At 61.6% G+C, this 24379-nt stretch carries 21 protein-coding genes, 1 tRNA gene and 1 pseudogene; 19 read left to right on the top strand and 4 right to left on the bottom strand.

Annotated features, from left to right (window positions below; genetic code table 11):
• The 8 genes and pseudogenes from JNL55_RS37345 to JNL55_RS04395 all read left to right on the top strand — a co-directional run.
• Positions 1–360 (top strand): annotated as a pseudogene (locus JNL55_RS37345) (tRNA (adenosine(37)-N6)-dimethylallyltransferase MiaA); the annotation flags it as partial.
• Positions 361–578: 218 nt separating this feature from the next.
• Positions 579–839: an RNA chaperone Hfq gene (hfq, locus tag JNL55_RS04425; RefSeq protein WP_293849862.1), complete on the top strand. Its 261-nt coding sequence runs from the start codon at positions 579–581 to the stop codon at positions 837–839.
• A gap of 33 nt (positions 840–872) precedes the next feature.
• Entirely contained in the window at positions 873–2165 is a 1293-nt protein-coding gene (gene hflX / locus JNL55_RS04420; protein ID WP_293849859.1) for a ribosome rescue GTPase HflX, read from the top strand.
• Between the two features lie 125 nt (positions 2166–2290).
• Positions 2291–3451 (top strand): FtsH protease activity modulator HflK, encoded by a 1161-nt coding sequence (gene hflK / locus JNL55_RS04415; protein WP_293849857.1) that lies wholly within the window; start codon positions 2291–2293, stop codon positions 3449–3451.
• Complete coding sequence (gene hflC / locus JNL55_RS04410; RefSeq protein WP_293849855.1) at positions 3451–4323, top strand: protease modulator HflC; 873 nt, start codon at positions 3451–3453, stop codon at positions 4321–4323. Before hflK ends, hflC begins: the two co-directional genes overlap by 1 nt.
• Before the next feature lie 7 nt (positions 4324–4330).
• A complete protein-coding gene (locus JNL55_RS04405) occupies positions 4331–4522 on the top strand; it encodes a DUF2065 domain-containing protein (protein ID WP_293849852.1) in 192 nt (63 codons plus the stop codon).
• 28 nt (positions 4523–4550) lie between these two features.
• Entirely contained in the window at positions 4551–5849 is a 1299-nt protein-coding gene (locus JNL55_RS04400) for an adenylosuccinate synthase (RefSeq protein ID WP_293849849.1), read from the top strand.
• A 142-nt stretch (positions 5850–5991) separates the two neighbouring features.
• Positions 5992–7845 carry an ABC transporter ATP-binding protein gene (locus tag JNL55_RS04395; RefSeq protein WP_293849846.1) on the top strand — a complete coding sequence of 618 codons (1854 nt, stop codon included), beginning with the start codon at positions 5992–5994 and terminating at the stop codon, positions 7843–7845.
• 96 nt (positions 7846–7941) lie between these two features.
• On the opposite strand, the gene JNL55_RS04390 is transcribed toward JNL55_RS04395, so the two are convergent.
• Positions 7942–8026 (bottom strand) — tRNA-Leu (locus JNL55_RS04390).
• A 112-nt stretch (positions 8027–8138) separates the two neighbouring features.
• Here JNL55_RS04390 and rnr point away from each other — a divergent pair.
• Together rnr and rlmB are read left to right on the top strand one after the other, a co-directional pair.
• On the top strand, positions 8139–10391 hold the full coding sequence (gene rnr, locus JNL55_RS04385) for a ribonuclease R (protein ID WP_293849843.1): 2253 nt from the start codon (positions 8139–8141) through the stop codon (positions 10389–10391).
• Entirely contained in the window at positions 10391–11131 is a 741-nt protein-coding gene (gene rlmB / locus JNL55_RS04380) for a 23S rRNA (guanosine(2251)-2'-O)-methyltransferase RlmB (RefSeq protein WP_293849840.1), read from the top strand. The genes rnr and rlmB overlap by 1 nt, the downstream gene beginning before the upstream one ends.
• Before the next feature lie 3 nt (positions 11132–11134).
• On the opposite strand, the gene JNL55_RS04375 is transcribed toward rlmB, so the two are convergent.
• Positions 11135–13276 carry an EAL domain-containing protein gene (locus JNL55_RS04375; RefSeq protein ID WP_415923006.1) on the bottom strand — a complete coding sequence of 714 codons (2142 nt, stop codon included), beginning with the start codon at positions 13274–13276 and terminating at the stop codon, positions 11135–11137.
• A gap of 288 nt (positions 13277–13564) precedes the next feature.
• Here JNL55_RS04375 and rpsF point away from each other — a divergent pair, with 288 nt between their 5' ends.
• From rpsF to JNL55_RS04330, 9 genes are all read left to right on the top strand, one after another.
• Positions 13565–13945: a 30S ribosomal protein S6 gene (gene rpsF / locus JNL55_RS04370; RefSeq protein WP_293849836.1), complete on the top strand. Its 381-nt coding sequence runs from the start codon at positions 13565–13567 to the stop codon at positions 13943–13945.
• Positions 13946–13988: 43 nt separating this feature from the next.
• Positions 13989–14213 (top strand): 30S ribosomal protein S18, encoded by a 225-nt coding sequence (rpsR, locus tag JNL55_RS04365; RefSeq protein WP_293849833.1) that lies wholly within the window; start codon positions 13989–13991, stop codon positions 14211–14213.
• A 49-nt stretch (positions 14214–14262) separates the two neighbouring features.
• The gene (locus JNL55_RS04360; RefSeq protein ID WP_293849830.1) at positions 14263–15162 is read left to right on the top strand and encodes a hypothetical protein; all 900 of its coding nucleotides are present in this window, start codon (positions 14263–14265) and stop codon (positions 15160–15162) included.
• Positions 15163–15176: 14 nt separating this feature from the next.
• Positions 15177–15626 carry a 50S ribosomal protein L9 gene (gene rplI, locus JNL55_RS04355; RefSeq protein ID WP_293849827.1) on the top strand — a complete coding sequence of 150 codons (450 nt, stop codon included), beginning with the start codon at positions 15177–15179 and terminating at the stop codon, positions 15624–15626.
• Positions 15627–15642: 16 nt separating this feature from the next.
• Positions 15643–17073 carry a replicative DNA helicase gene (gene dnaB, locus JNL55_RS04350; protein ID WP_293849824.1) on the top strand — a complete coding sequence of 477 codons (1431 nt, stop codon included), beginning with the start codon at positions 15643–15645 and terminating at the stop codon, positions 17071–17073.
• Positions 17074–17100: 27 nt separating this feature from the next.
• Entirely contained in the window at positions 17101–18177 is a 1077-nt protein-coding gene (gene alr, locus JNL55_RS04345; protein ID WP_293849822.1) for an alanine racemase, read from the top strand.
• A 127-nt stretch (positions 18178–18304) separates the two neighbouring features.
• Complete coding sequence (locus JNL55_RS04340) at positions 18305–19177, top strand: hypothetical protein (protein WP_293849820.1); 873 nt, start codon at positions 18305–18307, stop codon at positions 19175–19177.
• Positions 19177–20253 carry a hypothetical protein gene (locus tag JNL55_RS04335; protein WP_293849818.1) on the top strand — a complete coding sequence of 359 codons (1077 nt, stop codon included), beginning with the start codon at positions 19177–19179 and terminating at the stop codon, positions 20251–20253. The genes JNL55_RS04340 and JNL55_RS04335 overlap by 1 nt, the downstream gene beginning before the upstream one ends.
• Positions 20243–22696 (top strand): hypothetical protein, encoded by a 2454-nt coding sequence (locus JNL55_RS04330; protein ID WP_293849816.1) that lies wholly within the window; start codon positions 20243–20245, stop codon positions 22694–22696. The genes JNL55_RS04335 and JNL55_RS04330 overlap by 11 nt, the downstream gene beginning before the upstream one ends.
• 16 nt (positions 22697–22712) lie before the next feature.
• On the opposite strand, the gene JNL55_RS04325 is transcribed toward JNL55_RS04330, so the two are convergent.
• Positions 22713–23510 carry an FHA domain-containing protein gene (locus JNL55_RS04325; protein WP_293849813.1) on the bottom strand — a complete coding sequence of 266 codons (798 nt, stop codon included), beginning with the start codon at positions 23508–23510 and terminating at the stop codon, positions 22713–22715.
• A gap of 38 nt (positions 23511–23548) precedes the next feature.
• Complete coding sequence (locus JNL55_RS04320) at positions 23549–24367, bottom strand: Stp1/IreP family PP2C-type Ser/Thr phosphatase (protein ID WP_293849810.1); 819 nt, start codon at positions 24365–24367, stop codon at positions 23549–23551.
• Positions 24368–24379: the final 12 nt, after the last annotated feature.

Raw genomic sequence — 24379 nt, 5'->3', positions numbered from 1 at the left:
GCCTGGGCACCCTCGGATCGCGAACGCCTGTACGCAGCCATCGAGCGACGTTTCGAGCTGATGATGCAGGCAGGATTGCTGGATGAAGTGCGACGATTGCAGCAGCGCGGCGATCTGCATGCCGAGTTGCCGGCGATCCGTTCCGTCGGTTATCGACAACTATGGGAACATTTATGCGGTGGAGCGTCTTTAAGCTCTTCGGTAAGCAGAGCGATTTTCGCGACCCGACAGTTGGCGCGACGACAATTGATTTGGCTGCGGGCCGAACATGACGTGCAATGGTGTGACGCCCTTGATTCCTCCGCAGCGGACCAAATTGAGCAAACCGTCGCGACATTTTGTTCGGGACATCGTGTCTAACGAGCGTTTCATTGCAGGCGGGCGCAGTGGCTCACTCGTGACACTGATGCAGCTGCGTATTGAATCAAAGGCAGCTTCGACGGGAACATCGCTGTGCTAAACTGCGGCATCGCAGCGGTTACCGGATGGTGCCCGTCGGCTGTTTTGCAGCTGCAGGGAAGCGGCATAGTCGGCAAAGCTCAACTAAAGAATTCGAAGGCATAACAAGGAGATAAATGATGGCCAGAGGGCAATCATTACAGGATCCGTTCCTGAACACATTGCGCAAGGAGCGCGTTCCGGTCTCCATTTACCTGGTGAACGGCATCAAACTACAAGGGCAGATCGACTCGTTCGATCAGTTCGTCGTCTTGCTGAAGAACAGCGTCAGCCAGATGGTTTACAAACACGCGATTTCCACAGTCGTTCCAGCGCGGGCCATTCGCCTGCCGACGAGCGAAGAAGAAGGCGCGGAGTCTGTGGCTGCTCCCAGCGAGTGATAGCGTTCTTGTGTGTCGCTGGGGAGTTCGTTGTTGTTTGAAAGACCCCGCAGCGGCGAACGCGCGCTCCTGGTCCGCATCGGTCTGGGCAGCGCTCCCGGTGAAGATGAGCTGAGTGAGTTCGAGGCGCTGGCGCGATCGGCCGGCGCGGAAGTACTCGCGATCATTACCGGCACTCGTAAAGTGCCGGATCCCCGCCTGTATATCGGCAGCGGCAAAGCCGAAGAAATTCACGCCAAGGTCAAAGAGCTTGGCGCGGATCTGGTGGTGTTCGACCACCCGCTGTCGCCCAGTCAGGAACGTAATCTCGAAGCGCTGCTGCAATGTCGAGTGCTGGATCGCACTGGACTGATTCTAGATATCTTCGCGCAGCGGGCTCGCAGCTTCGAAGGTCAATTGCAGGTGGAGCTGGCACAGCTCAAACATCTGGCCACGCGACTGGTGCGAGGCTGGACTCACCTCGAGCGCCAAAAGGGCGGTATCGGTCTGCGCGGTCCCGGCGAAACTCAGCTGGAAACCGATCGTCGCTTACTCGCGACGCGTATCAAAACGCTCAACGCGCGGCTGGACAAGGTGCTCACTCAACGTGCGACCACTCGCCGCGAGCGCAAGCGCGCTGAGATTCCCACCGTGGCTTTGGTGGGCTACACCAACGCGGGCAAGTCCACACTATTTAATAGGCTGACCGGTGCCGGCGCGTACGCTGCCGATCAGCTATTCGCGACGCTCGATCCGACGGTGCGCCGTTTGGAGCTACCCGACGCGCGCTTCGCCCTGCTGGCCGACACGGTGGGTTTCGTGCGCGATTTGCCGCACGAGCTGGTGGCGGCGTTCCGTTCGACCTTGCAGGAGGCGCGCGAGTCGGCGCTCTTGCTCCATGTTATCGATGCGGCCGACCCGAATCGCAACGAGCGCATCGCCCAGGTCAATGCGGTACTGAGCGAAGTTGGTGCAGGCGACCTGCCGCAAATCGAAGTTTTCAACAAGGCCGACCTGATTGGCGAGACTCCGCACCTCGAACGGGGTGAAGATGGCTCGACCCGGCGGGTGTGGCTGTCCGCGCAAACCGGTGACGGTACCCAGCTGCTCAGCGATGCCATCGGGGAATTCCTGGGGCCGGAACTGGTCCATCGCCATGTGGTGTTACAACCCGAGGCGGGTCGGGCGCGGGCCCGGTTCTTCGCCGCCGGCGCGGTGCTGGCCGAGCAACCCCTGCCCAGCGGTGCTGTGGACCTGGAAGTGTCCATGCCCCGGCGCGCTTTCGAGCACTTATGCCGGTCCGAAGGGCTGGCCGAAGCGCTCGCCGAAGAGCGCTGCAATGGTTAAAGCTTGTGCGCACCGGACGCCATTCCTAAAATCGACCGTTTGGAGTTCGGCAGGCCGCGATCGACAGTGGCCCGGACCGGCGGCTTCCTCAACCTCTTAGCTTCAAGACACAAAAGTCATCCAACATGGCGTGGAACGAACCCGGCGGTAATTCCGGCGGCAAACGCAACCCCTGGGGGGGCGGTAACAAGCCCGAGCAGGGACCGCCCGATCTGGACGAAGTGCTGCGCAACCTGCAGCGGCGGCTGGCCGGCTTATTTGGCGGCGGCAGCGGCGGTAACCGCAGCGTCGGCGGCGGCGGGGCGGCCCGTGGCTTCGGCATCAGTACCATCGTGCTGGTCCTGGCTGCGATCTGGGCGTTCAGCGGCCTGTACACGGTGGACGCCGCCGAGCGCGGGGTCATCCTCCGCTTCGGCAAGCATGTCGCCACCACCATGCCGGGTCTGCGCTGGCACCTGCCTTGGCCCATCGAGACCAAGCAGATCGTCAACATCCAGACCATCGAGAGCTTCAGCGAGCAGACGCGCATGCTGACCTCGGACGAGAACATGGTCGATATCAACATGGAAGTGCAGTTCCGCCGCGCCAGCCCGCTGGACTACGCCTTCAACGTGTCGCGCCCCGAGGAGACACTGAAGGAAGTCAGCGAAAGCGCGATTCGCGAAATCATCGGTCGCAGCAAGCTGGACGGCGTGCTCGAAAGCGGTCGTCAGGAAATCGTGGCCAAGACCAAGGAGCTGATCCAGCGCACGCTGGATGCTTACAAGGTCGGCCTGGAAGTGACCGCGGTCAATCTGCAGGACGTGAAGGTGCCGAACGAAGTGGCGCCCGCTCAGCAGGACGCGATCAAAGCGCGTGAAGACCGTGATCGTCTGTCGCTGGCCGCACAGGCCTACTCGAACGATTTGATTCCGCGTGCGCGCGGTGCTGCGGTTCGTCAGGTGCAGGAAGCGCAAGCCTATCGCGCTCGTAAGATCGCGAACGCCGAGGGTGAAGCGCAGCGCTTCACGGCGTTGCTCGGCGAATATGAGCGTGCTCCGGCCGTGACGCGCGAACGTTTGTATTTGGAGACGATCGAGCGCGTGCTCGCGTCCAGCAAGAAAGTCGTGCTCGATACCAATGGTGGCGCTGGCAACGTGCTGTACCTGCCCATCGATAAGCTGATCGAACAAAGCCGGCGTACGCCGCGCGTATCGACCAGCGAGCCAGCGCTGACGGTTGAGAGCGCCGATGCAGCGGATGTGACTACCGTCACCGGCGATCGCCGCACTCGAGGGAGCCGCTAATGGCCAGCCGTGGATTTTTGGTTCTGATCCTGGCGGCGGTGGTGGCCTTCACGCTCGCCATGTCCACTTTCACCGTGCGTGAGACCGATCTGGCGATCAAGTTCCGCTTCGGTGAGATCGTGCGCGCCGATTACGCGCCCGGTCTGCACTTCATGCTTCCCATGGTCAACAACATCCGCAAGTTCGAGCGTCGTATCGACACTCGCAACTATCCGTCGGAACAGTTCCTGACCAGCGAAGGCAAGATCCTGCGCATCGACTTCTACATCAAGTGGCGCATCTCCGATGTCTCGACCTACTACCAGGCCACGTCCGGCGGCGACAAAGAAATCGCTGCGGGCCGCTTGGGCAGTATCGTCAAGGACGGCATCAAGGGCGTGATCGCTCGTCGCACCATTCAACAAGTGGTTGCAGCCGAACGTGCTGAGTTCACCGGCGAGATCTTGAAGCTGGCCGAAGACAGCACCAAGGGGCTGGGCCTGCAGTTGGTGGACGTGCGCGTGAAAAAGATCGACCTGCCCGAGGAAGTCAGCGAGTCGGTGTTCAGCCGCATGCGTCAGGACTTCGATCGCCAGGCCAAGCGGTTGCGCGCCGAGGGTGAAGAGAATGCGGAAAAGCTGCGCTCGGAAGCCGATCGTCAGCGCACCGAAATCATCGCCGAAGCGTACCGCGAGTCGGAAATCATCCGCGGCGAAGGCGATGCCAAGTCAGCGGACACTTACGCGCGCGCCTACAGTCGCAACGCCGAGTTCTACTCGTTCTTTCGCAGCCTGCAGGCCTATCGCGAAGCCATCGGCACCGACAACGACGTGCTGGTGATTTCGCCCGACAGCGAGTTCTTCAAGTATTTGAATCGCGCCACCCGTCGCTGATCCGGCCGTGAACTGGTCGGACCTGTTCGCAGCGCTGGCGCTGTATTTGGTGCTGGAGGGCATCATGCCGTTCCTCAACCCGCAAGGGGTGAAGCGCATGCTGTTGGCACTGGCTGGCATGCAGGACCGAGCGCTGCGCGCGTTCGGTCTCGCCAGCATGAGCGCCGGCCTGGTCCTGCTGTACCTGGTGCGATCCTAGAATTCTTTCTTTCGAGTCTTAAACTCCCATGAGTAGCCATCGCAATGTTGTCGTCATCGGGGCCCAGTGGGGCGATGAGGGCAAGGGCAAGATCGTCGATCTGCTCACCAATCGCGTCGCCGGTGTGGTGCGTTTCCAAGGCGGTCACAACGCCGGCCACACCTTGGTGATCAACGGTCGCAAGACCATTCTGCGTTTGATTCCCTCGGGCATCCTGCACGAACACGTCACCTGCTTCATCGGCAACGGCGTGGTGCTGTCGCCCAAGGCGCTGTTCGATGAAATGGCGGAGCTGGAAGCCGCCGGCATCGAGGTGCCGAAGCGCCTGCGTATTTCGGAGGCGTGTCCGTTGATCCTGCCGCATCACATCGCGCTCGATAAGGCGCGTGAGGAAGCGGCGGGCGCAGCGAAGATCGGCACCACCGGTCGCGGCATCGGCCCCGCTTACGAAGACAAGGTTGCGCGCCGCGCGATCCGCGTGCAGGACTTGTTTGCTCGTGAGCGCTTCGCCGCCAAGCTCGGCGAGGTGCTGGATTATCACAACTTTGTATTGCGCAATTACTTCAAGGCGCCGGTCATCGACTTCCAGCAGACGCTGGATGAAGCGCTGGCATTGGGCGAACGGCTGCAGCCGATGGTTGCGGATGTTTCCGGTGAAGTGAATGCGCTGATCCGTGGCGGCAAGCGGTTGTTGTTCGAAGGCGCGCAGGCCGCGTTGCTCGACATCGACCACGGCACATATCCGTTCGTTACTTCGAGCAACTGCATCGCCGGTCAGGCCTGCGCTGGCGTAGGCGTCGGCCCGCAACAGCTGCATTACGTGCTCGGGGTCGCCAAGGCCTACGCGACTCGCGTCGGCAGCGGCCCGTTCCCGACCGAGCTGGACGACGAGGTTGGCGAACATTTGCGCGTGAAGGGCAACGAGTACGGTTCGGTCACCGGCCGTCCGCGTCGTTGCGGCTGGTTCGACGCGGCGAGCCTGCGTCGTGCGGTGGAGATCAACGGCATCTCCGGTCTGTGCATCACCAAACTCGACGTGCTGGACGGTTTGGATACCGTGCGCGTTGCGGTGGGTTACAAAGTTCGTGGCGAGCGCCGCGATTTGCTGCCGGTCGGCGCCGATGCGTTATCGATCTGCGCGCCGATTTATGAAGAACACCCGGGTTGGAAAGAAACCACGGCGGGCGTGAAGACCTTCGACGAGCTGCCCAAAAACGCGCAAGCGTATTTGCGTCGTTTGGAAGTGCTGGTCGGCGCGCCCATCGCCATCATCTCCACCGGCCCGGATCGGCTCGAGACCATCGTACTCAAGCATCCCTTCGACTGATGCTCCGGTTCGGCGCCGACCGCTCGGTCGGCGCCGAAAACTCAGCAAATACCTTAGCCACGAAGCGTCGATTCGTTCACGTATTGGTCACTTGCCGCAGCCTACAGTGCCGCCCGAGGCACACGAGGTTATGTCAGCAAGCATGAACGCTTCGTCCAGCGGCGTTTTCTATCTATACAAACATCTTTGGGCCCAGTCGCAGGGCCATCGCGGCCAATTTCTCGGCGCTGTCGCACTATTACTGACAGCGCAATGTGTGCTGCTGAGCGTGCCGTATTTCGCTGGCCGCGCCATCAATGTTTTACAAGCTGAAGGGGCTGCCGGCCTTTCTGAGGCGGGCGTTTGGTTGGCGCTGGTGGTCGGCGCGACCGCGATCAGTTGGGTGTTTCACGGTCCTGGACGCCTGCTCGAACGCAACGTCGCGTTGGAAATTCGCCGTCGGCTGTCCGGCGGTTTGTTTCAACGACTGTTGTCGCTGCCGCTGTCGTGGCATGAAGCCAATCATTCCGGCATGACGGCGCATCGGGTGCAGCAGAGCAGCTCGGCGCTGTCGGCATTTACCCAGAGTCAGTTCATTTATCTCAGCAGCGCGGTACGCCTGGTCGGTCCCATTGTCGCCTTGTGGTTGTTGCAGCCGGTGGTGGGCATGAGCGCCATCGTCGGCTTCGTGGTGATCTGTGTGTCGGTGCTGAGTTTCGACCGAGCGATGATTCGTTTGGCACACCGTGAGAACGATGCTGAGCGTCGTTACTCCGCGGCGCTGCTCGATGCGCTCGGCAACATCACTAGCGTATTCGCACTTCGCCAGGCACGGCCCATCACTGACTTGTTACAACGCCGGATGGAAGCGATCTTCGCGCCCTTGCGTCGTTCCATCGTGTTGAACGAGGCGAAGTGGTGCACGGTCGATGTTTGTAGCAAGGTATTGAGCTGCACGCTGGTCGCGTTGTTTGCATGGCTCGCCGTGCGTCAGTCCGGCGGCGGTGTCGGTCAGAAGACCCTCATGCTCGGCAGCCTGTATATGGTGTGGGAGTACGCATCGCAAGCAAGCGGTGTGATTGCCGCTTTCGCGTCCAACTTCCAAACGTTCGCCCGCCAGCACGCCGACTTCGCTAGCGCCGATCCGATTCGCGATGCGCAGGTCAAGGAGCCGGAAGCGCTGCAAGACGAAGAGCTGCAGATTACGTCGCCGAGTGCGGAGAGCTACACGGTGCGCGATCTGGTGTTCAGTCATCCGGGCGGACGCTCGGAACGACCGACGTTGAATGGCGTGTCGCTGTCGTTACAGCAGGGCCGTCGTTATGCACTGATCGGCGGCAGCGGTTCGGGTAAGAGCACGCTGTTGCGAGTCCTCGCCGGTTTGTATGAAGCGGATCGTATCGCCATCGATCGTAGCAACGGCGCGGCCATCGTGAGGCCGTCGGCGGCTGCTCAGATCCTGAAGGCCAATGTCACATTGGTGCCCCAGGACGCTGAGGTGCTCGAAGGCACGTTGGCGGAGAATCTGGCGCTGTGTGCTACGCATGCCGGTGCGCCGACGGAAACTCAATATTCCGCAGCGATGGATGTTGCCTGCGTGAGTGAATTCGTCTCGGCCGATGCGGCTGGCTTGAGCACGGCAGTGGTCGAGCGCGGTGCCAATTGGTCCGGCGGCCAACGCGCCAGGATCGCATTGGCCCGAGGCATGCTGGCCGCCGCGGACAGCAAGCTAGTGTTGTTCGACGAGCCGACCGCGAGCCTGGACTCCAGGACCGAGGCGCGCGTCTATGACAACATTTTCGCCGCCCTGCCGAACGCGTGCATCGTCTCGTCGCTGCATCGGCTGCACCTGCTGGAGCGCTTCGATGAAGTGATCGTGATGCATGAGGGACGGGTGGTGGCGCAGGGGCCCGCAGCGTTGTTGGCCGCGACGTCGCCTGACTTCCGCCAGTTACTGGCCATGTATCGTCAGCAGGATCGCGGTCAGGACACGCCAGCAGCGATAGTGGCGGCTTGATTGAATCGCAGCCGCCAGCGCCGATGCGCTATGATGGCGGCCTTATCGCGATAGCTCCCACGATTACTTGTAATTATTAGAGTAATGGCGGGGAGATGGTGCCCAGGAGAGGACTCGAACCTCCACGGATTGCTCCACTGATACCTGAAACCAGCGCGTCTACCAGTTCCGCCACCTGGGCAAGGAAGGGAACGCGGGGCTTGCCCCGCAAGAGGCGCGCAATCTACCGATGACGTTTCGGGCTGTCAATGACGAGCCCACGATAAACCCCTTTTGAATCCCCTTTGAATCTCATGAAACCAAGAAAAAAAACCGGTAAACCCAAAAAGCCGACCGCTAACCGGGCGCAAGCCCCCGCTCGACCCCGCGCACAGCGCGACCAACCCGCAATTCCCCAGGTCCTGGAGACCGCGGGACGACCGCTGGAATTCGACGAACTGGCAGCCCGCGCCCAGCGCAGTGGCGCCTCGGCCCGTAAGCGCCTGACCAAGGAGCTCGAAGAGCTGCTGCAAGCTGGCGTGATCATCCGCAACCGGCGCGACGAGTACTGTCTACGCGAGCGTTTGTCGCTGACCGTCGGTACCGTCAGTGCGCACAAGGACGGGCACGGCTTGCTGCTGCCCGAGGACCGTTCGGCGCCCATCTTCCTGGCGCCACGCCAGATGCAGGAGGCCATGCACGGCGATCGCGTCGCTGTGCGCGTCAGCGGCACCGATCATCGCGGCCGGCCCGAAGGCGTCATCGTCGAAGTGATCGAGCGCAATACCAAGGAAATCGTCGGCCGGCTCTATGACGAATCCAGCATCTGCTTTGTGGTGCCGGACAATCCGCGCATCGGTCATCGCGTACTGGTACCCCGCCAGCATTTGAACGGCGCCCGCGCCGGCCAGGTGGTGCTGGTGAAGTTGGTGGAGCAGCCGTCCAAGACGGCGCAGCCGCTCGGCCACATCACTCGCGTACTCGGCGAGCATGCCGCGCCCGGCATGGAAACGGACATCGCGATTCACTCGCATGGTTTGCCGTTCGAGTTCCCGACCGAAGTGGTTGCGCAAGCCGAAGCCTTTGGCAGTGCTGTGCCTGCTAACGCGAAGCGCGGCCGGGAAGATCTGCGCGAACTGCCGTTGGTCACCATCGACGGCGAAGACGCTCGCGACTTCGACGACGCGGTGTATTGCGAACCGTTGCGAGGCGGCAGCTGGCGACTGTTGGTCGCCATTGCGGACGTCGCCAGCTACGTCGAGCCGAACTCACCGCTGGATCGTGAAGCGCAGTTGCGCGGCACGTCCGTTTACTTTCCGAATCGGGTGCTGCCGATGTTGCCCGAGGCGTTGTCCAACGGACTGTGCTCGCTGAATCCGCACGTGGATCGGCTGTGCATGGTGTGTGAGATGCGCGTGAATCCGGAAGGCAAAATCACGCGTGCCACCTTCTTCGAAGGCCTGATGCGCTCGGCGGCGCGCTTCACTTACACGAAAGTTGCCGCCTATCTGGCCAACCCAGCGGCCGTGCACGATCCCGAAGTCACCGCGCTGGGACCGCAGCTCAATAGCTTGTATGGCGTGTTCAAGGCGTTGCACCGGGCCCGCTTGGGGCGCGGTGCGTTGGATTTCGATGCGCCCGAGCTGAAGGTGCATTTCGACGTGCAAGGCAAGATCGCCTCGTTCGTCGAGTCCACCCGCAACGATGCGCATCGCTTGATCGAAGAGTGCATGATCGCGGCCAACGTGCAGGCCGCGCGTTTCCTGAAGAAACATCGTATTCCCACGCTGTTCCGCGTGCATGGTCAGCCCGAAGCCGACCGGCTCGATTCGCTGCGCCAGTTCCTGCAAGGCTTCAACATTCAGCTGCCCACGGATCGTGAACTGGAGCCGAAGGATTTGAGCGAGGTGCTGCAACGGGCCGTGGGCCACCAGGAAGCCCACTTGATTCAAACCGTGGTGATCCGCTCCATGCCGCAGGCGGTGTATCAGCCGGAGAACATCGGTCACTTTGGTCTGGCGTTGACCGAGTACGCGCACTTCACCTCGCCGATTCGTCGCTATCCGGACTTGATGGTCCACCGTGGCATTCGTCACATCCTGCGCGGCGGCACCGTCGAGACGTTCCCCTGGACGGCCAACATGGTGTCGACCTTGGGGCAGTCGTGCTCGCACACCGAACGGCGTGCGGACGAGGCGACCAGAGACGCGATGTCGTGGCTCAAGTGCGAATACATGCGTGACAAGATCGGCGAAGAGTTCGACACGCTGGTGACCGGCGTGGTCGACTTTGGCCTGTTCGTCCAGGTCAAGGGCATTCAGATCGACGGACTGGTGCACGTCAGTGCGCTGGGCGCCGATTACTTCTCGCGCGACAAGTCCGGCTATCGCATGGTCGGTCAGCGCAGCGGCCGCGTGTTCCGCTTGGGCGATCATTTGCGCGTGCGACTGATCAATGTGGTCATCGATGAACGTAAAATCGACTTCGAGCTGGCCGAGGCGGGCGGCGGTCAACGCATGGTGCGTGGACCGTGGCAGCGTCGACGCAACCAGCAGCGAGGCCGATGATGAGTGAAGACAGCGTAATTTTCGGGCTGCATGCAGTACGCACCCTGCTACAGCAGCGGCCTGAGCGCGCCGCGTTGCTGATCCTGCAAAAGGGCAGGGACGACGCGCGCGTCACCGAGATAGCGAAGCTGGCCCAGGCCAAGGGCATCAAAACCGAGCTGCGCGATGGCCGAGAGCTGGATCGCCTCGCCGGCAGTGAGCGTCATCAAGGCGCTTGCTTACAGATTCGTAGTGTCGGTGTGTTGGGCGAGGGCGCACTCGACGATCTGCTCGACTCCGCCAGTTCGGCGCCATTGTTATTGGTGCTCGACGGCGTGCAGGATCCCCACAACCTTGGCGCTTGCTTGCGCACGGCCGATGCGGCTGGCGTGACAGCGGTGATCGTGCCGAAGGATCGCGCGGCAGGGTTGTCGGCGGTGGTGCGTAAGGTTGCGTCAGGCGCGGCGGAAACCGTGCCGTTGATTCAAGTGACCAATCTGGCGCGGACCTTGCGCTGGTTGAAGGAACGAGAGATTTGGATCGTCGGCACCGACGATCAAGCACCGCACTCGCTGTATGCGAGCAAGCTCACCGGTCCGCTCGCCGTGGTGTTGGGAGCGGAAGGCACGGGCCTGCGACGACTCACGCGCGAGAATTGCGATGCTCTGGTGAGCATCCCCATGCGTGGCGTCGTGGAGAGCTTGAATGTCTCCGTCGCGACCGGAGTGCTGCTGTACGAGGCCCTGCGTCAGCGCCAGTAGCAATCAGGTGGCCGTTTTGGGCGCCTTGAGCGGCACGTACAGCCGGCTCATGGTCGCCAGCGGATCGAACTTGCCGACCTGCTTTTCACGCATCATCTCGGCGAAGTTCTCCGGAGTGACGGCCGGGCTACAGAAGAAGCCCTGATACTGATCGCAACCCAGCGAGCGCAGAAACTCCAGCTGCTGCTCGGTCTCGACACCTTCGGCGATCACCTTCAAGCGCAGGCTGTGCGCCATCGCGATGATGGCATGCACGATGGCGGCGTCTTCCGGATTGGCCACCACGTCCTTGATGAAGGCGCGATCGATCTTGAGCTTGTCGAGCGGGAAGCGACGCAGATAGTTGAGGCTGGAGTAGCCGGTACCGAAGTCGTCGATGGAGATGTGCACGCCGATGCGGCTGAGCTCTTCCAGAATCGCGGCTGACGCAGCGGCGTTGTGCATGACTGCGCTTTCGGTCAGCTCGATTTCCAGGTAGCCCGGTTCCAAGCCGGCGTTATCCAACGCCGAGCGCACCACGGTGACCAGGTTCTTTTGTTTGAACTGCTGCGCCGACATGTTGATGGCGACGCGCATCGGCGCCATGCCGTTGACCTGCCACTGGCGCGCTTGCCGGCAAGCCTCGCGCAGCACCCACTCGCCGATTTGCAGAATGAGACCAGTTTCTTCCGCCAGCGGAATGAAATCGCCCGGCGGCACCAGGCCGCGCTCCGGATGGCGCCAGCGAATCAGCGCTTCGGTGCTGCTGATGCGGCCGGTGGTCACATCCACTTTCGGTTGATAGTGCAATTCCAGTTCGCCGTTCACCAGCGCGCGACGCAAGCCGTTTTCTAGCTCCAGGCGCTGCTGCGCGAATGCATTCATCGACGGCGTGAAGAACGTGAAGGTGCCGCCACCGACTTTCTTGGAGTGATACATGGCTGCGTCGGCATGCACCACCAGCTCTTCGGCCTTGCTGCCGTCGTTGGGATACATGCTGATGCCGATGCTGGGCGCGGTGTGGATGTCCACCGACAGAATATGGAACGGCTTGACGAAGCAGGCGACCACGCGCTGTGCCAGCAATTCCACATCGGCCTGGCCGGCCACTTCGTCGGCGATCAGCACGAACTCATCGCCGCCGGTGCGCGCCAGCGTGTCGCTCTTGCGCAGCGTGGTGCGCAAGCGAGAGGCAACTTCTTTCAGCAGTTCGTCGCCGCCGTGATGGCCGAGCGAATCGTTGATCATCTTGAAGCGGTCCAGATCGATCACCAGCACCGCAACCTTGCCTTGCCGGCGCTCGGCATAGGCGATGGCTTGCGACAACCGGTCGTCGAGCAACAAGCGATTCGGCAATTCGGTGAGCGAGTCGTGCGTGGCCAGATGACGCAGCCGGGCATTGGCGTCTTCCAAAGCCACCGCGTGCTGACGCGAGCGCGAGTCGAGGTGCGCGTCGTACATCAGTAAAATCATGGTGATCAACAACACGCCGAGCGCAAAGCCGCCGATCAGCAACGCCAGCCAGCCGCTGCTGGTGGCCGTGGCACCGATGCAATAAGAGTCGGGAGCGAAGCGCGACGCGAACATGCCGGTGTAGTGCATGCCCGAGATGGCCGCGCCCATTACCAGCGAGGCCAGCATGCGCTGTAGCAGGATGCGCCAGGAAGCGCCGCCGCGCAGTCTGAAGAACAGCCACAGCGCGGCAAACGAAGCCACGATGGCGATGATCACCGACGTCACCAGCAGCACCGGTTCGTAAGTGATGACCGGCAGGATGCGGATCGCGCCCATGCCCGAGTAGTGCATGGCTGCGATGCCCAGACCCATGATGACGGCGCCGCCAGCCAGGCGGACCAGGCTGCTATGCCGTTGGCTGGCGATGGCCAGCGCAAAGCCGGACACCAGAATGGCGACCAGCAGGGACACCAGCGTTTTGGGAATGCTGTAAGAGAGCGCGATCGGCAGCGACAACGCCAGCATGCCGATGAAATGCATGGACCAGATGCCCACGCCCATCGCGAAGGCGCCGCCGGCCAGCCACATGCGCACGTAGCGGCGCTGAGCCGTAGCTACGCGCGAGGCCAGGTTGAGGGCCGTGTAGGAAACGCACACCGCTACCAAGACCGATAGCGCCACCAACCACGGATTGTATGAACCGTTCACTATGTAAAATCCTGAGCTGGGGCGGGGATGCCTCTGCCACTGGCTGTAACGACCGGTGCCGAATTGTCTTGATGCGCACGGACAATAAATCAGCGCCGGAGGGGCCCGGTGTTCGGGGAAAACCCTAACCGGCTGCGGCGATCCGCTTCGGGATTTGCTTCGACCGGGGCGCTCCGCTAGTATCCGCGGCCCTGTTGCGCCTGTGGCTCTAAGCCAGGGCCGGCAGTTTTCTTCAACTCCTTGCCACACCGCGGATTCTCGACCCGGGCGGCATATCCATAAGGAGCAGCAATGCGACACTACGAGATCGTTTTTCTGGTGCACCCTGACCAGAGTGAACAGGTTCCGGCCATGCTGGAACGCTACAAGAGCATGATCGCGGCCGGTAACGGCACCGTGCATCGCCTCGAAGACTGGGGCCGTCGGCAACTGACGTTCCCGATCGCCAAGGTCCACAAAGCCCATTACGTGCTGCTGAACATCGAAGTCGACGGTAAGACGTTGGCCGAGCTCACCGGTGCGTTCCGCTTCAGCGATGCCGTGCTCCGCCACCTGGTCATCAAGATGGACAAGGCCGTCACTGAACCCTCGCCGATGGCGAAGGGCGACGAGGAGCGCGACGAGCGCTTCGCGCGTGACGACGAGGAAGAAGGCGCCTCCGCGGCGACTTGATAGTCCTCGGCTGATCCATCCGTTCACTTTTGAGGGTTGAACCATGTCCCGCTTTTTCCGCCGTCGTAAGTTCTGCCGCTTCACCGCCGAAGGTATCGAGCAGATCGACTACAAGGATCTCGGTATCCTGAAGAGCTACATCACCGAGACCGGTAAGGTCGTGCCGAGCCGGATCACCGGCACCAAGTCGCACTACCAGCGTCAGCTGGCGGTCGCGGTGAAGCGTGCTCGCTTCCTGGCGCTGCTGCCGTACACCGATCAGCACTGAGATTCGCGTTCTTGAGCCCCGCCCCTGAACAACGGGGCGGGGCAGATTCATGCACCGTGCAATTGCTGTCTGGTTAACAGGGCATCCGTGGCGCGCCATCTTCGCGAGCGCCATCAGCGGTGCGCTTTCGTTACAGATGCCGCTGCCGTTTCTGATCGTCGCCGGCGCCATTGCGGTACTGGTGGCGCTACGCTTCGGTACCCGGCACGCCATTACCATGGCAGTCGCCTCGGCGGCGGTGGTGGTCGGCATCATGCTGTCGGCGGTGGCGCCCAGCTTGTGGATGGCTACCGCGGTGGCCGTACTGTTTTTCGGCCCGGTGCTGCTGGGCTCGTTGCTCCGCCAGAGGGGCTCGCTGAACCTGGTGTTCCAGGTCGCGATGCTGGCGATGGCGGTGTTGTTGATACTGGTGTTCGTGTCGTTGGCCGATCCGGTCGGTATGTGGCGCGGGCAGATCGAGACGGTGTGGGCTTCGATGGCCAATGCCGGCCTGCGTATCGAAGGCGATCGCGATGTGATCATCGCCGCCTGGTCCCGCACCATGTGGGGCGCGCTGGCGGCGCTGGCGCTGGGCACGGTGTTCGGCTCAGTATTGTTGGGGCGCTGGTGGCAGTCGTTACTGGATACGCCGGGCTCGTTCGGAATTGAATACCGGCAGTTGCGCCTCGGGCGCGCGCTGGGGACTGCGACCACGGTGTTGTTCATCGTGGCGCTGTTGACCGACTCGGCCCTGGTCGCGTCGCTGGCGTGGGTGGCATTCGCCGCGCTGGCGTTTCAGGGTCTGGCCGCCGCCCATCGCAGCAAGGCGGTCGGTCGCCTGGATCGCGGTTGGCTGGTGGCGATCTATGTATTGCTGATCGTGCTGCCGGTGACCTCGATCGTGGTGTTCATGCTGGCGATCTGGGGCTTTGCGGATAATTGGCTGCGTCCTCGGACGCATACTGTTTAATTGAGGGCGTTTCGATGGAAATCATTTTGATCCAGAAGGTTGCCAACCTCGGCAACATCGGTGACAAGGTCAAGGTCAAGGCCGGCTACGGTCGTAACTTCCTGCTGCCGCAGGGTAAGGCCACGCTCGCCACTGCCGAGAACGTTGCCAAGTTCGAAGCGCGCCGCGCCGAATTCGAAAAGGCTGCGAAGGAAGAGTTGGCCAGCGCCCAGGCGCGCGCCGCCAAGCTCGAAGGCTTCAAGCTGACGCTCACGGCCAAGGCCGGCGGCGAAGGCAAGCTGTTCGGCTCGGTCGGTAACAGCGACATCGTCGAGGCGCTGAAGAAGGCCGGCCATACGCTGGAGCGTGCCGAAGTGCGTTTGCCGAACGGCCCGATCCGTCAGGCTGGCGAGCACGTCGTGCAACTGCATCTGCACACCGACGTCAACGTCGATCTGCCGGTCGTGATCGTCGGCGAAGAATAAGCTTCGCGGACCTGCGATGGCCGACGCCGACGGCAAGGTCTCATTCGCGGGTGCGCGTCGCGCCCGCGACCGCGACCGAGATAAATCGGTAGACGACATTCGCGTCCCGCCTCATAACATCGAGGCGGAGCAGGCCGTGCTCGGCGGCCTGATGCTGGACAACCGCGTTTGGGACAACATCGCGGACCGTATCGTCGGCGACGATTTCTATCGTCGTGACCACCAGATCATTTTCGAGGCCATCGCCGAACGCGGCGCCAACGGTGAGCCTTCCGACGCCGTTACCCTGTCCGAATGGTTGGAACGCAAAGGTCTGCTGGCTGACGTCGGCGGCCTGCCGTATCTCGCGCAACTGGTTCGTGACACGCCCAGCGCTGCCAACGTGCGCGCTTATGCCGATGCCGTTCGTGAACGCTCCACGCTACGCCAGCTGATTTCGATCGGCGGCGAGATCGCCAACGGTGCCTACGACCCGCAAGGTCGCGAGGCTGCCGAGATCCTCGATGAAGCCGAGCGTCGCGTGTTCGAGATCGCCGAGAGCCGCAACAAGACCGGCTCGGGCTTCGTACCGCTGCGTAACGAAGTCGGCAAGATCATCGACATGATCGACATGCTGTCGCAGAACCCCGGTGCCATCACCGGCCTGTCGACCGGCTTCAAGAAACTCGATGAAATGACCGCCGGCTTGCAGAAGGGCGACCTGATCATCGTCGCCGCCCGGCCGTCGATGGGTAAGACCACCTTCAGTCTGAACATGGCCGAGAACGCCGCTTTCGGCCCGAAGCAGGCCAAGGTCGGCGTGTTCAGTATGGAAATGGGTCGCGAGCAGCTGGCGTTTCGTATGGTGTCCTCGCTCGGGCGGGTCGATCAAACCAAGCTGCGCACCGGTCAACTGGACGACGACGATTGGTCGCGCGTGCAGATGGCCATCTCGATGATGAAGTCGTCGAACATTTTCATCGACGATACGCCGGCGTTGTCTCCGACCGAAGTACGCGCGCGTGCGCGGCGTTTGAAACGTGAGCATGGGCTCGACCTGATCGTGGTCGACTACTTGCAGCTCATGCAGGTGCCCGGCAACAAAGAGAACCGCACCGCCGAGATTTCCGAGATCTCGCGTTCGCTCAAGGCGCTGGCCAAGGAACTGTCGGTGCCGGTGATTGCACTGTCGCAGCTGAATCGCGCCGTCGAACAGCGTACCGACAAGCGACCGGTGAGCTCGGACTTGCGCGAATCGGGCGCTATCGAACAGGACGCGGACATCATCATGATGATTTACCGCGAAGAAGTTTATAACCCCGAGACGCCGCGCAAGGGCATCGCCGACATCATCATCACCAAGCAGCGTAACGGCCCGACCGGTGATATCGAACTGACCTTCCTGGGCAAGTTCACGAAGTTCGAAAATTACGCGCCCGAGGCAGCCTTCGGCGACGGACCGTTCTGATATGAACTCGGGATCGGGCATCCTGCCGTGAGCTTCCCGGTTGCGACCATCGATGCCGCGGCGTTGCGCAGTAATCTGGCAGTGGCGCGGAAGATGGCGCCTCGTTCTCGCATCATCGCTGTCGTCAAAGCCAATGGTTACGGCCACGGAATGATCCGTGTCTCGCGCGCTCTTGCGGACGCGGATGGCTTAGGTGTTGCTCGTCTGTCCGACGCCATCGTGCTCCGCGAGGCCGGCATCACTCAACGCATTCTGTTGCTCGAAGGTGTGTTCGGGGCGGAGCAGTTCGCGCTCGCCGCCAGAGAACACTGCGAGATCGTCGTGCACTCGCCCGAACAGATCGACGTGTTGGAGCAGTTCGCCGGCTCGCACCGCTTCGTCGTTTGGTTGAAGCTCAACAGCGGCATGAATCGTCTCGGTTTCCATATCGAAGAGTTCGCCGCGGCCTATGCACGGTTACATCGCTGTTCGTCGGTGAGCTTGGTTCGAGTGATGACTCATCTGGCGGAGTCGGAAGAGCGGGGCGAAGTCACCTCGAAGCAACTGCGTTTGTTCGATGAGTCGGTCGCGCCGCTCGGTCTGGAGCGCAGTGTCGCCAACTCTGCAGCGGTGATCTCCTGGCCCGAGTCCCATCAGGACTGGGTGCGGCCCGGCTTGATGCTGTATGGCATGTCACCCATGCCCAACAAAACCGCCGCTGACTTCGGCTTGCGGCCCGCGATGACTTTATCGACTCATCTGATCGCCGTTCAAAACATCGGTGTCGGCGAAGCTGTGGGCTACAACGGCATCTGGCGCGCACAGCGTCCATCGCGCATCGGCATCGCTGCAATCGGCTATGGCGACGGCTTCCCGAGAGCGACGCGCAGCGGTGCACCGGTTCTGGTTGGCGGCAAAGAAGCGCCGATCGCCGGCAGAGTGTCGATGGACATGATCGCCATCGATATCACCGATCTGCCTGCAGCTAAATCGGGTGACGAAGTTGTCGTCTGGGGAAATGGCGCGCCTGCGGAACGTCTCGCGCCGTATGCTGATACGACATGTTATGAACTCGTGTGCCGAGTCGCACAACGAGTCACATTGAGAGACGCAGCTCCACGTTGATCAAACTACGTGGTTATAGCGGGTTACTGCTGTGCCGCGCCCGATGCTAGCTTTGCTCGGGTAAATAACAACAACCCATTCCCGACCTCTTCGGTCCCGGATCTGCAGTCGGCTCGGAGCCAGGAACATGACGTTCGCAGCAATGCTGCCGCGATTGCTTTGGCAAGTGTTTGTTTGCAATCTCACGCTGGCGCACATGCGCCAGCTGCTGAGTTGCGACGAGCTGCGAGCGATTCTGGCCTTCGCACCGGACTCGCGCATTGCGCCAACTGACACCGATTCGCTGCTGGGGAATCTGCGACGACAATTGCATCGGTCGCCGCTCAAGTTGACGCTGCGCCACCCGGTGGCGAGTGTTCCTGAAGATTTTGCCGGCGGCATGACGACGGTGGTCACAGCCGCCGACAGCGAGCAGTGCATCCATTCGAGCGCGCGCACCGGTCATGATTTCGAACGGTTGCCCAGGCGGGTTCGATGGTCGGCCCGCAAACGTCCCTATTTTTGGGTGGCGCCCCGCGAGTCTTGCGATCGGGCCATCTACAAGTGCCTCGGTGATTTACGAGTGACGATTGCCGACCGCATGCGTGACTTGCTTGGAATCGTTCAATACGGCAAGTCGGTCGAGTTGGTGGCAGTTTCATTTCAGCCACCGCCGGCGCGTCGCGCCTTCCTGCCGACGGCTATCGAGGCCATGCTCAATCCGCGCTTTTTACAAACTCATGCGGGCTTAGCGGCGGGGAACTGCGGTTATACGGTAGACCTGAAGATGTTGGACTCGGCCAAGACTGGGGAGTGCATCGCGGGCTTGCCGGAACTATTGATGGAAGAGGCCTCGCTAGGCGAGTGCCCCGAAGTTGAGCTGTTGCCATTGGGTGTCACGCGAGAAAATCGTGCTAACTTCGGCTCCAGCCTGCGACTGTGGCGTCACATGAAACATGTGCTGGCAAAAGAACGACCCTGCCCGCAGTGCCGGTTCGGCGCTCGTCCTGGAGTTCCTTGATGCCACGGCCCGAGTCAGTGAGGTTGTTGGCGGAGAAGTCGCTCGACGAAGTGGCGTCGTGGTTGGCGCGCGGCTTTTTCGACACGGCAAGAGATTCGTCCGAGGATCCATTCGCGCCGCACTCTTTCATACATCTCGCGCAGCATCCCGCGGAAGGAATTGAAGAGCTGTATGCCGTGGCACCGCCGGAGTTGCAGCGATCGTTGCGCGCTGGCGTGGTCATGTTGGGTGGGTATTGTTGCCACGAGTCGCATGAATTTGCGCAGCTCGACGCTCAACAACGCCGATGGCTGTTGAGCCAATTCCTGCGATTGACCGCCAACCTTCTTTGTATTCGCGCCGCCACTACCCTTGCGAAGATTGCTTGCGACGATAGCAGGCACTGGCCCGAGGATGTGTTCAGAGAGGAAGTGTTCCCGGATTGTTGCGTGTGTCTGCAAACCCTGGGCTTGGCCTTCGCCCGTGACGCCTATGCAGGCATCGAGAGAAAACAAGAGCAGGCGCTGCGCTTGGAGCTGGCCGGCGCGTTACGGAGAGTGGTCCGCAAAGTCGACTATTTCGACAGCAGCTTCGCGCCTCGCACGCTCGCTGCTTTGCTCGGCACCGCGCCGACCGAGGTTATCGCACATCTCGAGCTGCTCAGTTCTCATATGAACGAGATGCATCGACGCCAGCCGGAGCAGAAGCAGCTTGCTCATCTGACGGGAGAGCGCATCGTCAGCGTGGCGTTTCACGCTCTGGCGCGCGACTTTTATAAGCTGCAGATCGGCGCCGCCGATGCGCGCGATACATGGTTGCTGGATGCGCTGTTCGGTGCTGAGGGGCCGCTGTTCTATTGGTGGAGCGACGACTCGCAGTCGAGTATCGGTGTGGCGCAGTACGCCGATCCCGAGGTGGAGCTGACGTTCCACAGTGAAGGTTTACGCTTCGCGGCGTTGCCGCCCGAGACTCGGAGAGTGGTCGATGCTGTGGTTGCGGCCTGGCCGGATCTATGGAAGCAGTATTCCGATCCGAAGCGCCCAATAGACCTGCACAACTGGCGGGAGCAAGCGGTGGGCCATAAATATGCCTCCTGAATCTACAGTGTCGGCCGAGGAGAGCGACAAGGCGCTGGGAGAGCTGTCGGATCTACTCCACAAAGCGCGCGAACTGAAACAACAGTTCGGAAGGCTACAGCACGACCGCGAACTCGTGCGCGCCAACAGCGCCGTCTACTATGTCATCGATTCCGACGTGGTCACCGACATCACCGCACCCTCGAGGGTGCATCGTAACGACCTTCCCGAAAACGGGTGGCGTAAGCGCCCGGCGGCCACTCGGCATTATCTAAAGAATCTGGTGTGGGACGATTGGCGCGCTCAGCAAGCGTTCGGTTACATTCTGGGCGAATATTTCAGCCGGCGCCGCATCAAGTCCCGATTTGCTCCGTTCCTACTGCTCGAGCCCAACGAGGTCGAGCTCGGCTCGATCTGGAACGTGGTCTACCAAAGCGCCAAGCGAGAACAAAGCTCGCTCGAGCAAGAGTACGAGCAAGTTCACGCACTGCTCAGCTCGGAGCGCGGCATTACCCAGCTGCAGCAGAAGCAGATCGAAGAGCTGGTACAAAAATTAGATAAGTGCATCCGCGAGGGACCGCTGGTGGAGTTGCATCGAATCGCGTTGCTCCAGGAAGCGCAGAATATTTTACCCGCGGACCGAATCGTGATGAATGGCAGCGCGCTGTTGCCCGTGCCCGATGCAGCCGGCCAGAGCGCCATCGCGAACTTCGAAAAACATTGGCTGAAACATCTGAACCAACAGCGCACCGCCAAGCCCCGGGTCGGTGCCGCGCCCGGCGATCGTTGGCCGACCAACAACGACATCGATGCGGCCGTGCTGGCCAGAGTCGAGTGGATCAATGCCCAGTTCGAGTCGGCGGTGAAGGACAAGTCGCTGGCTCAGCGCCTTTGTCTGGTTACCGGCGACAACACCGTCGAGTACGTTGCCAGCAGACGCTGGTTCGATAGGGAAGAAACCTTCGAGCAGCGCTATCTGCGTAGCCCAGGCTGTTTTCTCGCAGACCCCGAGTTCTTCGAGTGTGCCGGCGTCGAGACGCCGCAGTTTCTGGCCAAATTCCCCGAGGAGACGCTGGGACAAGGCGCCGGCCGCTCGTTCGCTCATTGGCTGATGATGGCCTTTACCAAAGCCGACAAGCCGCCGCTGGCCCGGGAGGAGCAAGTTGCCGTCGCCGCCAGGCAGGCGCGCCTCGAGTGGGCCACCTACCTGCGCAACGTCGCCAATATCGAACGGTTGGTCGAGTTCGATCGGCGCGTGCAGCGGCAGGACGACCAAACCAAGAGCGCCGTCAGGTTGGGTAACGAGCAGACGCGGACGCTGCTGAGTCAGTTGCGACAGAAGATGCGGGGCTTGAGTCAGGCCGCGATGAGCCGCTTCACGGCGGCCGGATTGCTGGCCGGCTTTTTGAGCATCGATCGCGCTACGCATCGTTGGCCTAGCCGGGTCATTCCGGTCATCAAATTCGAAGCGCTGCCGAAGACCCGACAATTCGTGCGCCAGCTACAGCAAACGGCGTCGTTGGACAACGCGCAAGCGCAACTGGATCACGGCGCGATTACTGCGCTCGAAGATCTGGAGGACGGTACCGGCTACACGCGCTACATGGTGTTCGCAGTCGCGTTCGCGATGGCCGGCGAATGGCGTTCTGCGTATACGGTCGCGAGCGCCGCGTATTCGGTAGCGGAGACGCTGGATCGGCGGAAGTGGCCCACGAGTTCGGTGAAAGGCGATGAGGCGGCTTATCTCTGTGCTGTCTGTCGCTTGCTGAGCGCAACGCGCGTCGAAGATCTATATGAGAGCGAGCACTTCCTGAGCATTGCTAGAGAGCGGCAGTTGGCGCAGCCGCGGCCTTTGAGTTTGCAGCAGTTGGCTGAGCCATTGGCTTATCGAGATCCGCGCTTCGAGGCGGCGGAGTTGATCGTCAAAATCTCCAGACTGCATTTTCAGGAGTTCATGCCGCGCGAGCCCGCAGGCTCCGCCGACTTACGTGAACATTTGAGCGCCTACCGCGCTCAGCCGCTCAAAGAGCTTTGCGAGCGACACTTGCAAGTGTTGTCCACTGTGGACGCAGAGTCGGATGAAGATATCCGGAGCGCGATGAAACAACAGCTCGCGATGAGTTTTTTACAGGTGCAGCTGCTGGCCAAGTTAAGAAACGATGCTGCGAGTCTGATGCCCGAGCTGGCGGTGCGGATGATCGAGTTGCTCCGGTGCACGCCGATGTCGACCCCGATGCCGACCCTGGTGCGACTGGTGTTTCTATGCGCTGGCGCGTTGTTTCTGCCGCCAGCGGCGACGGCAGCCGAGCAGGAACGGCGTCGGCAAGAACTCAAGGAAGTGGCGCGGGAATTTGTCGAAGCGCCCGTCATGCCGTACGACGTACTGCGCGCGGCAAAGTGGCTCAAGCTGGCCGAGGCGGCTCTGAACGCCCCCCTCTATGTTGAGGGCTATCTTCAGGCCTGAAATGCCGGGCTGAGTCTCAGCCCTCGAAGAAGCCCATCTTCACGCCGGCCAGCAGAATCACATCGTTGTCGGCCAGCTTGCGAGCCTGCTCGCCAATCGCGGTGCCGTTCACGGACGGATAATCGCCAGGCTTGCCGCTGTCGACGTGCACGATGAAATAACCATCGGCACGGCGGGTGATCGCAGCGACTTGCACGCCGGGACGGCCGAGCGTGGTCAATGCCTTGTTCAATTCGAGTTCGCGGCCGGCGAAGGCGCCGCTCAACACCTGCAGCTTGGCCTTGGGCAGAGCGATGCCGGCGTGCTCGCCGGTGGCGCTGGTGCTGCCAGGAGGCGGCATCGGGCGAGTCAGCGGCGGCGCCGCGGACGACGCAGCAGGGTTCGGAGTCGGAGCAGCCTTCGGCGTCGGAGCAGGCGGCGGCGGAGGCGACATGGCGGAGGCCTTCTTGGCAGCGACGGCGGCCACGGCCGAACCCGGCGTAATCACCATGGTCTTTTCGAATTCGTCGGGCTCGCTGTCCGAGCTCTGGGTGTCCACGAAGCGCAGCTGATGATGGCCGACGGTGACCACGTCGCCATGTTGAAGCGCATGTTTCTTGATCAGCTTGCCGTTGACGTAAGTGCCATTGGTGCTGTTCAAGTCTTCGAGGAACGAGTCGTTGAGAATATTGATCACCAGCGAGTGGTGACCGCTCACGGCTGGATTATCGATCCGAATGTCATTATCGGGGAGGCGGCCGACGGTGTACCGCTCCTTGTTCATGTTGTATTCGGCCATGACCGAACCGTCCAGGCTGAGGATCAACCGTGCCATTTGCTCGTCCCCGAGTAGTGCCAGTCTACGACCTGTGACTAGCCAAACCAGCGCAAGATTCTGTCAACAACCCCCGTTCGCGCTGCGAACGAGTCCACAACTTGCGCAAGGATGATCGACACATTATCGCGACCGCCGTTGTCGTTCGATAATTGAATCAATTGCTTAGCTACCGTTTCAAGGCTAGCACTAAAGGTGCTCATAGTTAAGTGAATGTCGTCGTCTTCGACCATGTCGGACAGGCCGTCCGAGCACAGGCAGAAGAAATCACCCTTATCGACAGGTTGTTCATGGACCTCGACCTCCACCGTGGGCTCTACCCCCAGGGCGCGGGTCACATAGTTCTTGTTGGTGGCCCGCTGGGCTTCGGCTTGCGAATAGAAGCCCCGGTCCACCAGCTCCTGGAGCAGCGAGTGGTCCATGGTCATCTGCTCGAGCCGGTTGGCGCGCAACCGGTACAGCCGCGAGTCGCCGACATGGGCGATGGCCACGCGGTTATCGAAGAACAGGCAAGCGACGATGGTGGTGCCCATGCCTTCGCATTGCGGCTGGGTCTTGGCGGTCTGATAAATGATCTTGTTGGCGCGCGCGATCGAGTCGCGCAACACGATGCTGGGCCGGGCCATGCCGGTTTCCGGATCGGAGGAGGTCATGTCCTGACGCTCGACCGCTTCCTTCACCAGACTCATCACGGTCTTCACGGCGATGCCGCTGGCGACTTCGCCGGCGTTGTAGCCGCCCATGCCGTCGGCCAGCACGAACAAGCCGATGTCGGCGTCGACACCGATGGTGTCTTCGTTGTGCTCACGCACGCGACCCACGTCGCTCAAACCAACGGAGCGGATCTTGCCACGCACCTAGCAGTCCCT

The sequence above is a fragment of the Steroidobacter sp. genome, from assembly GCF_016790065.1.
GTDB lineage: Bacteria > Pseudomonadota > Gammaproteobacteria > Steroidobacterales > Steroidobacteraceae > Steroidobacter.
Note: the sequence above shows the minus strand (reverse complement) of the source record. Positions and strands in the feature narration are given on the sequence as shown.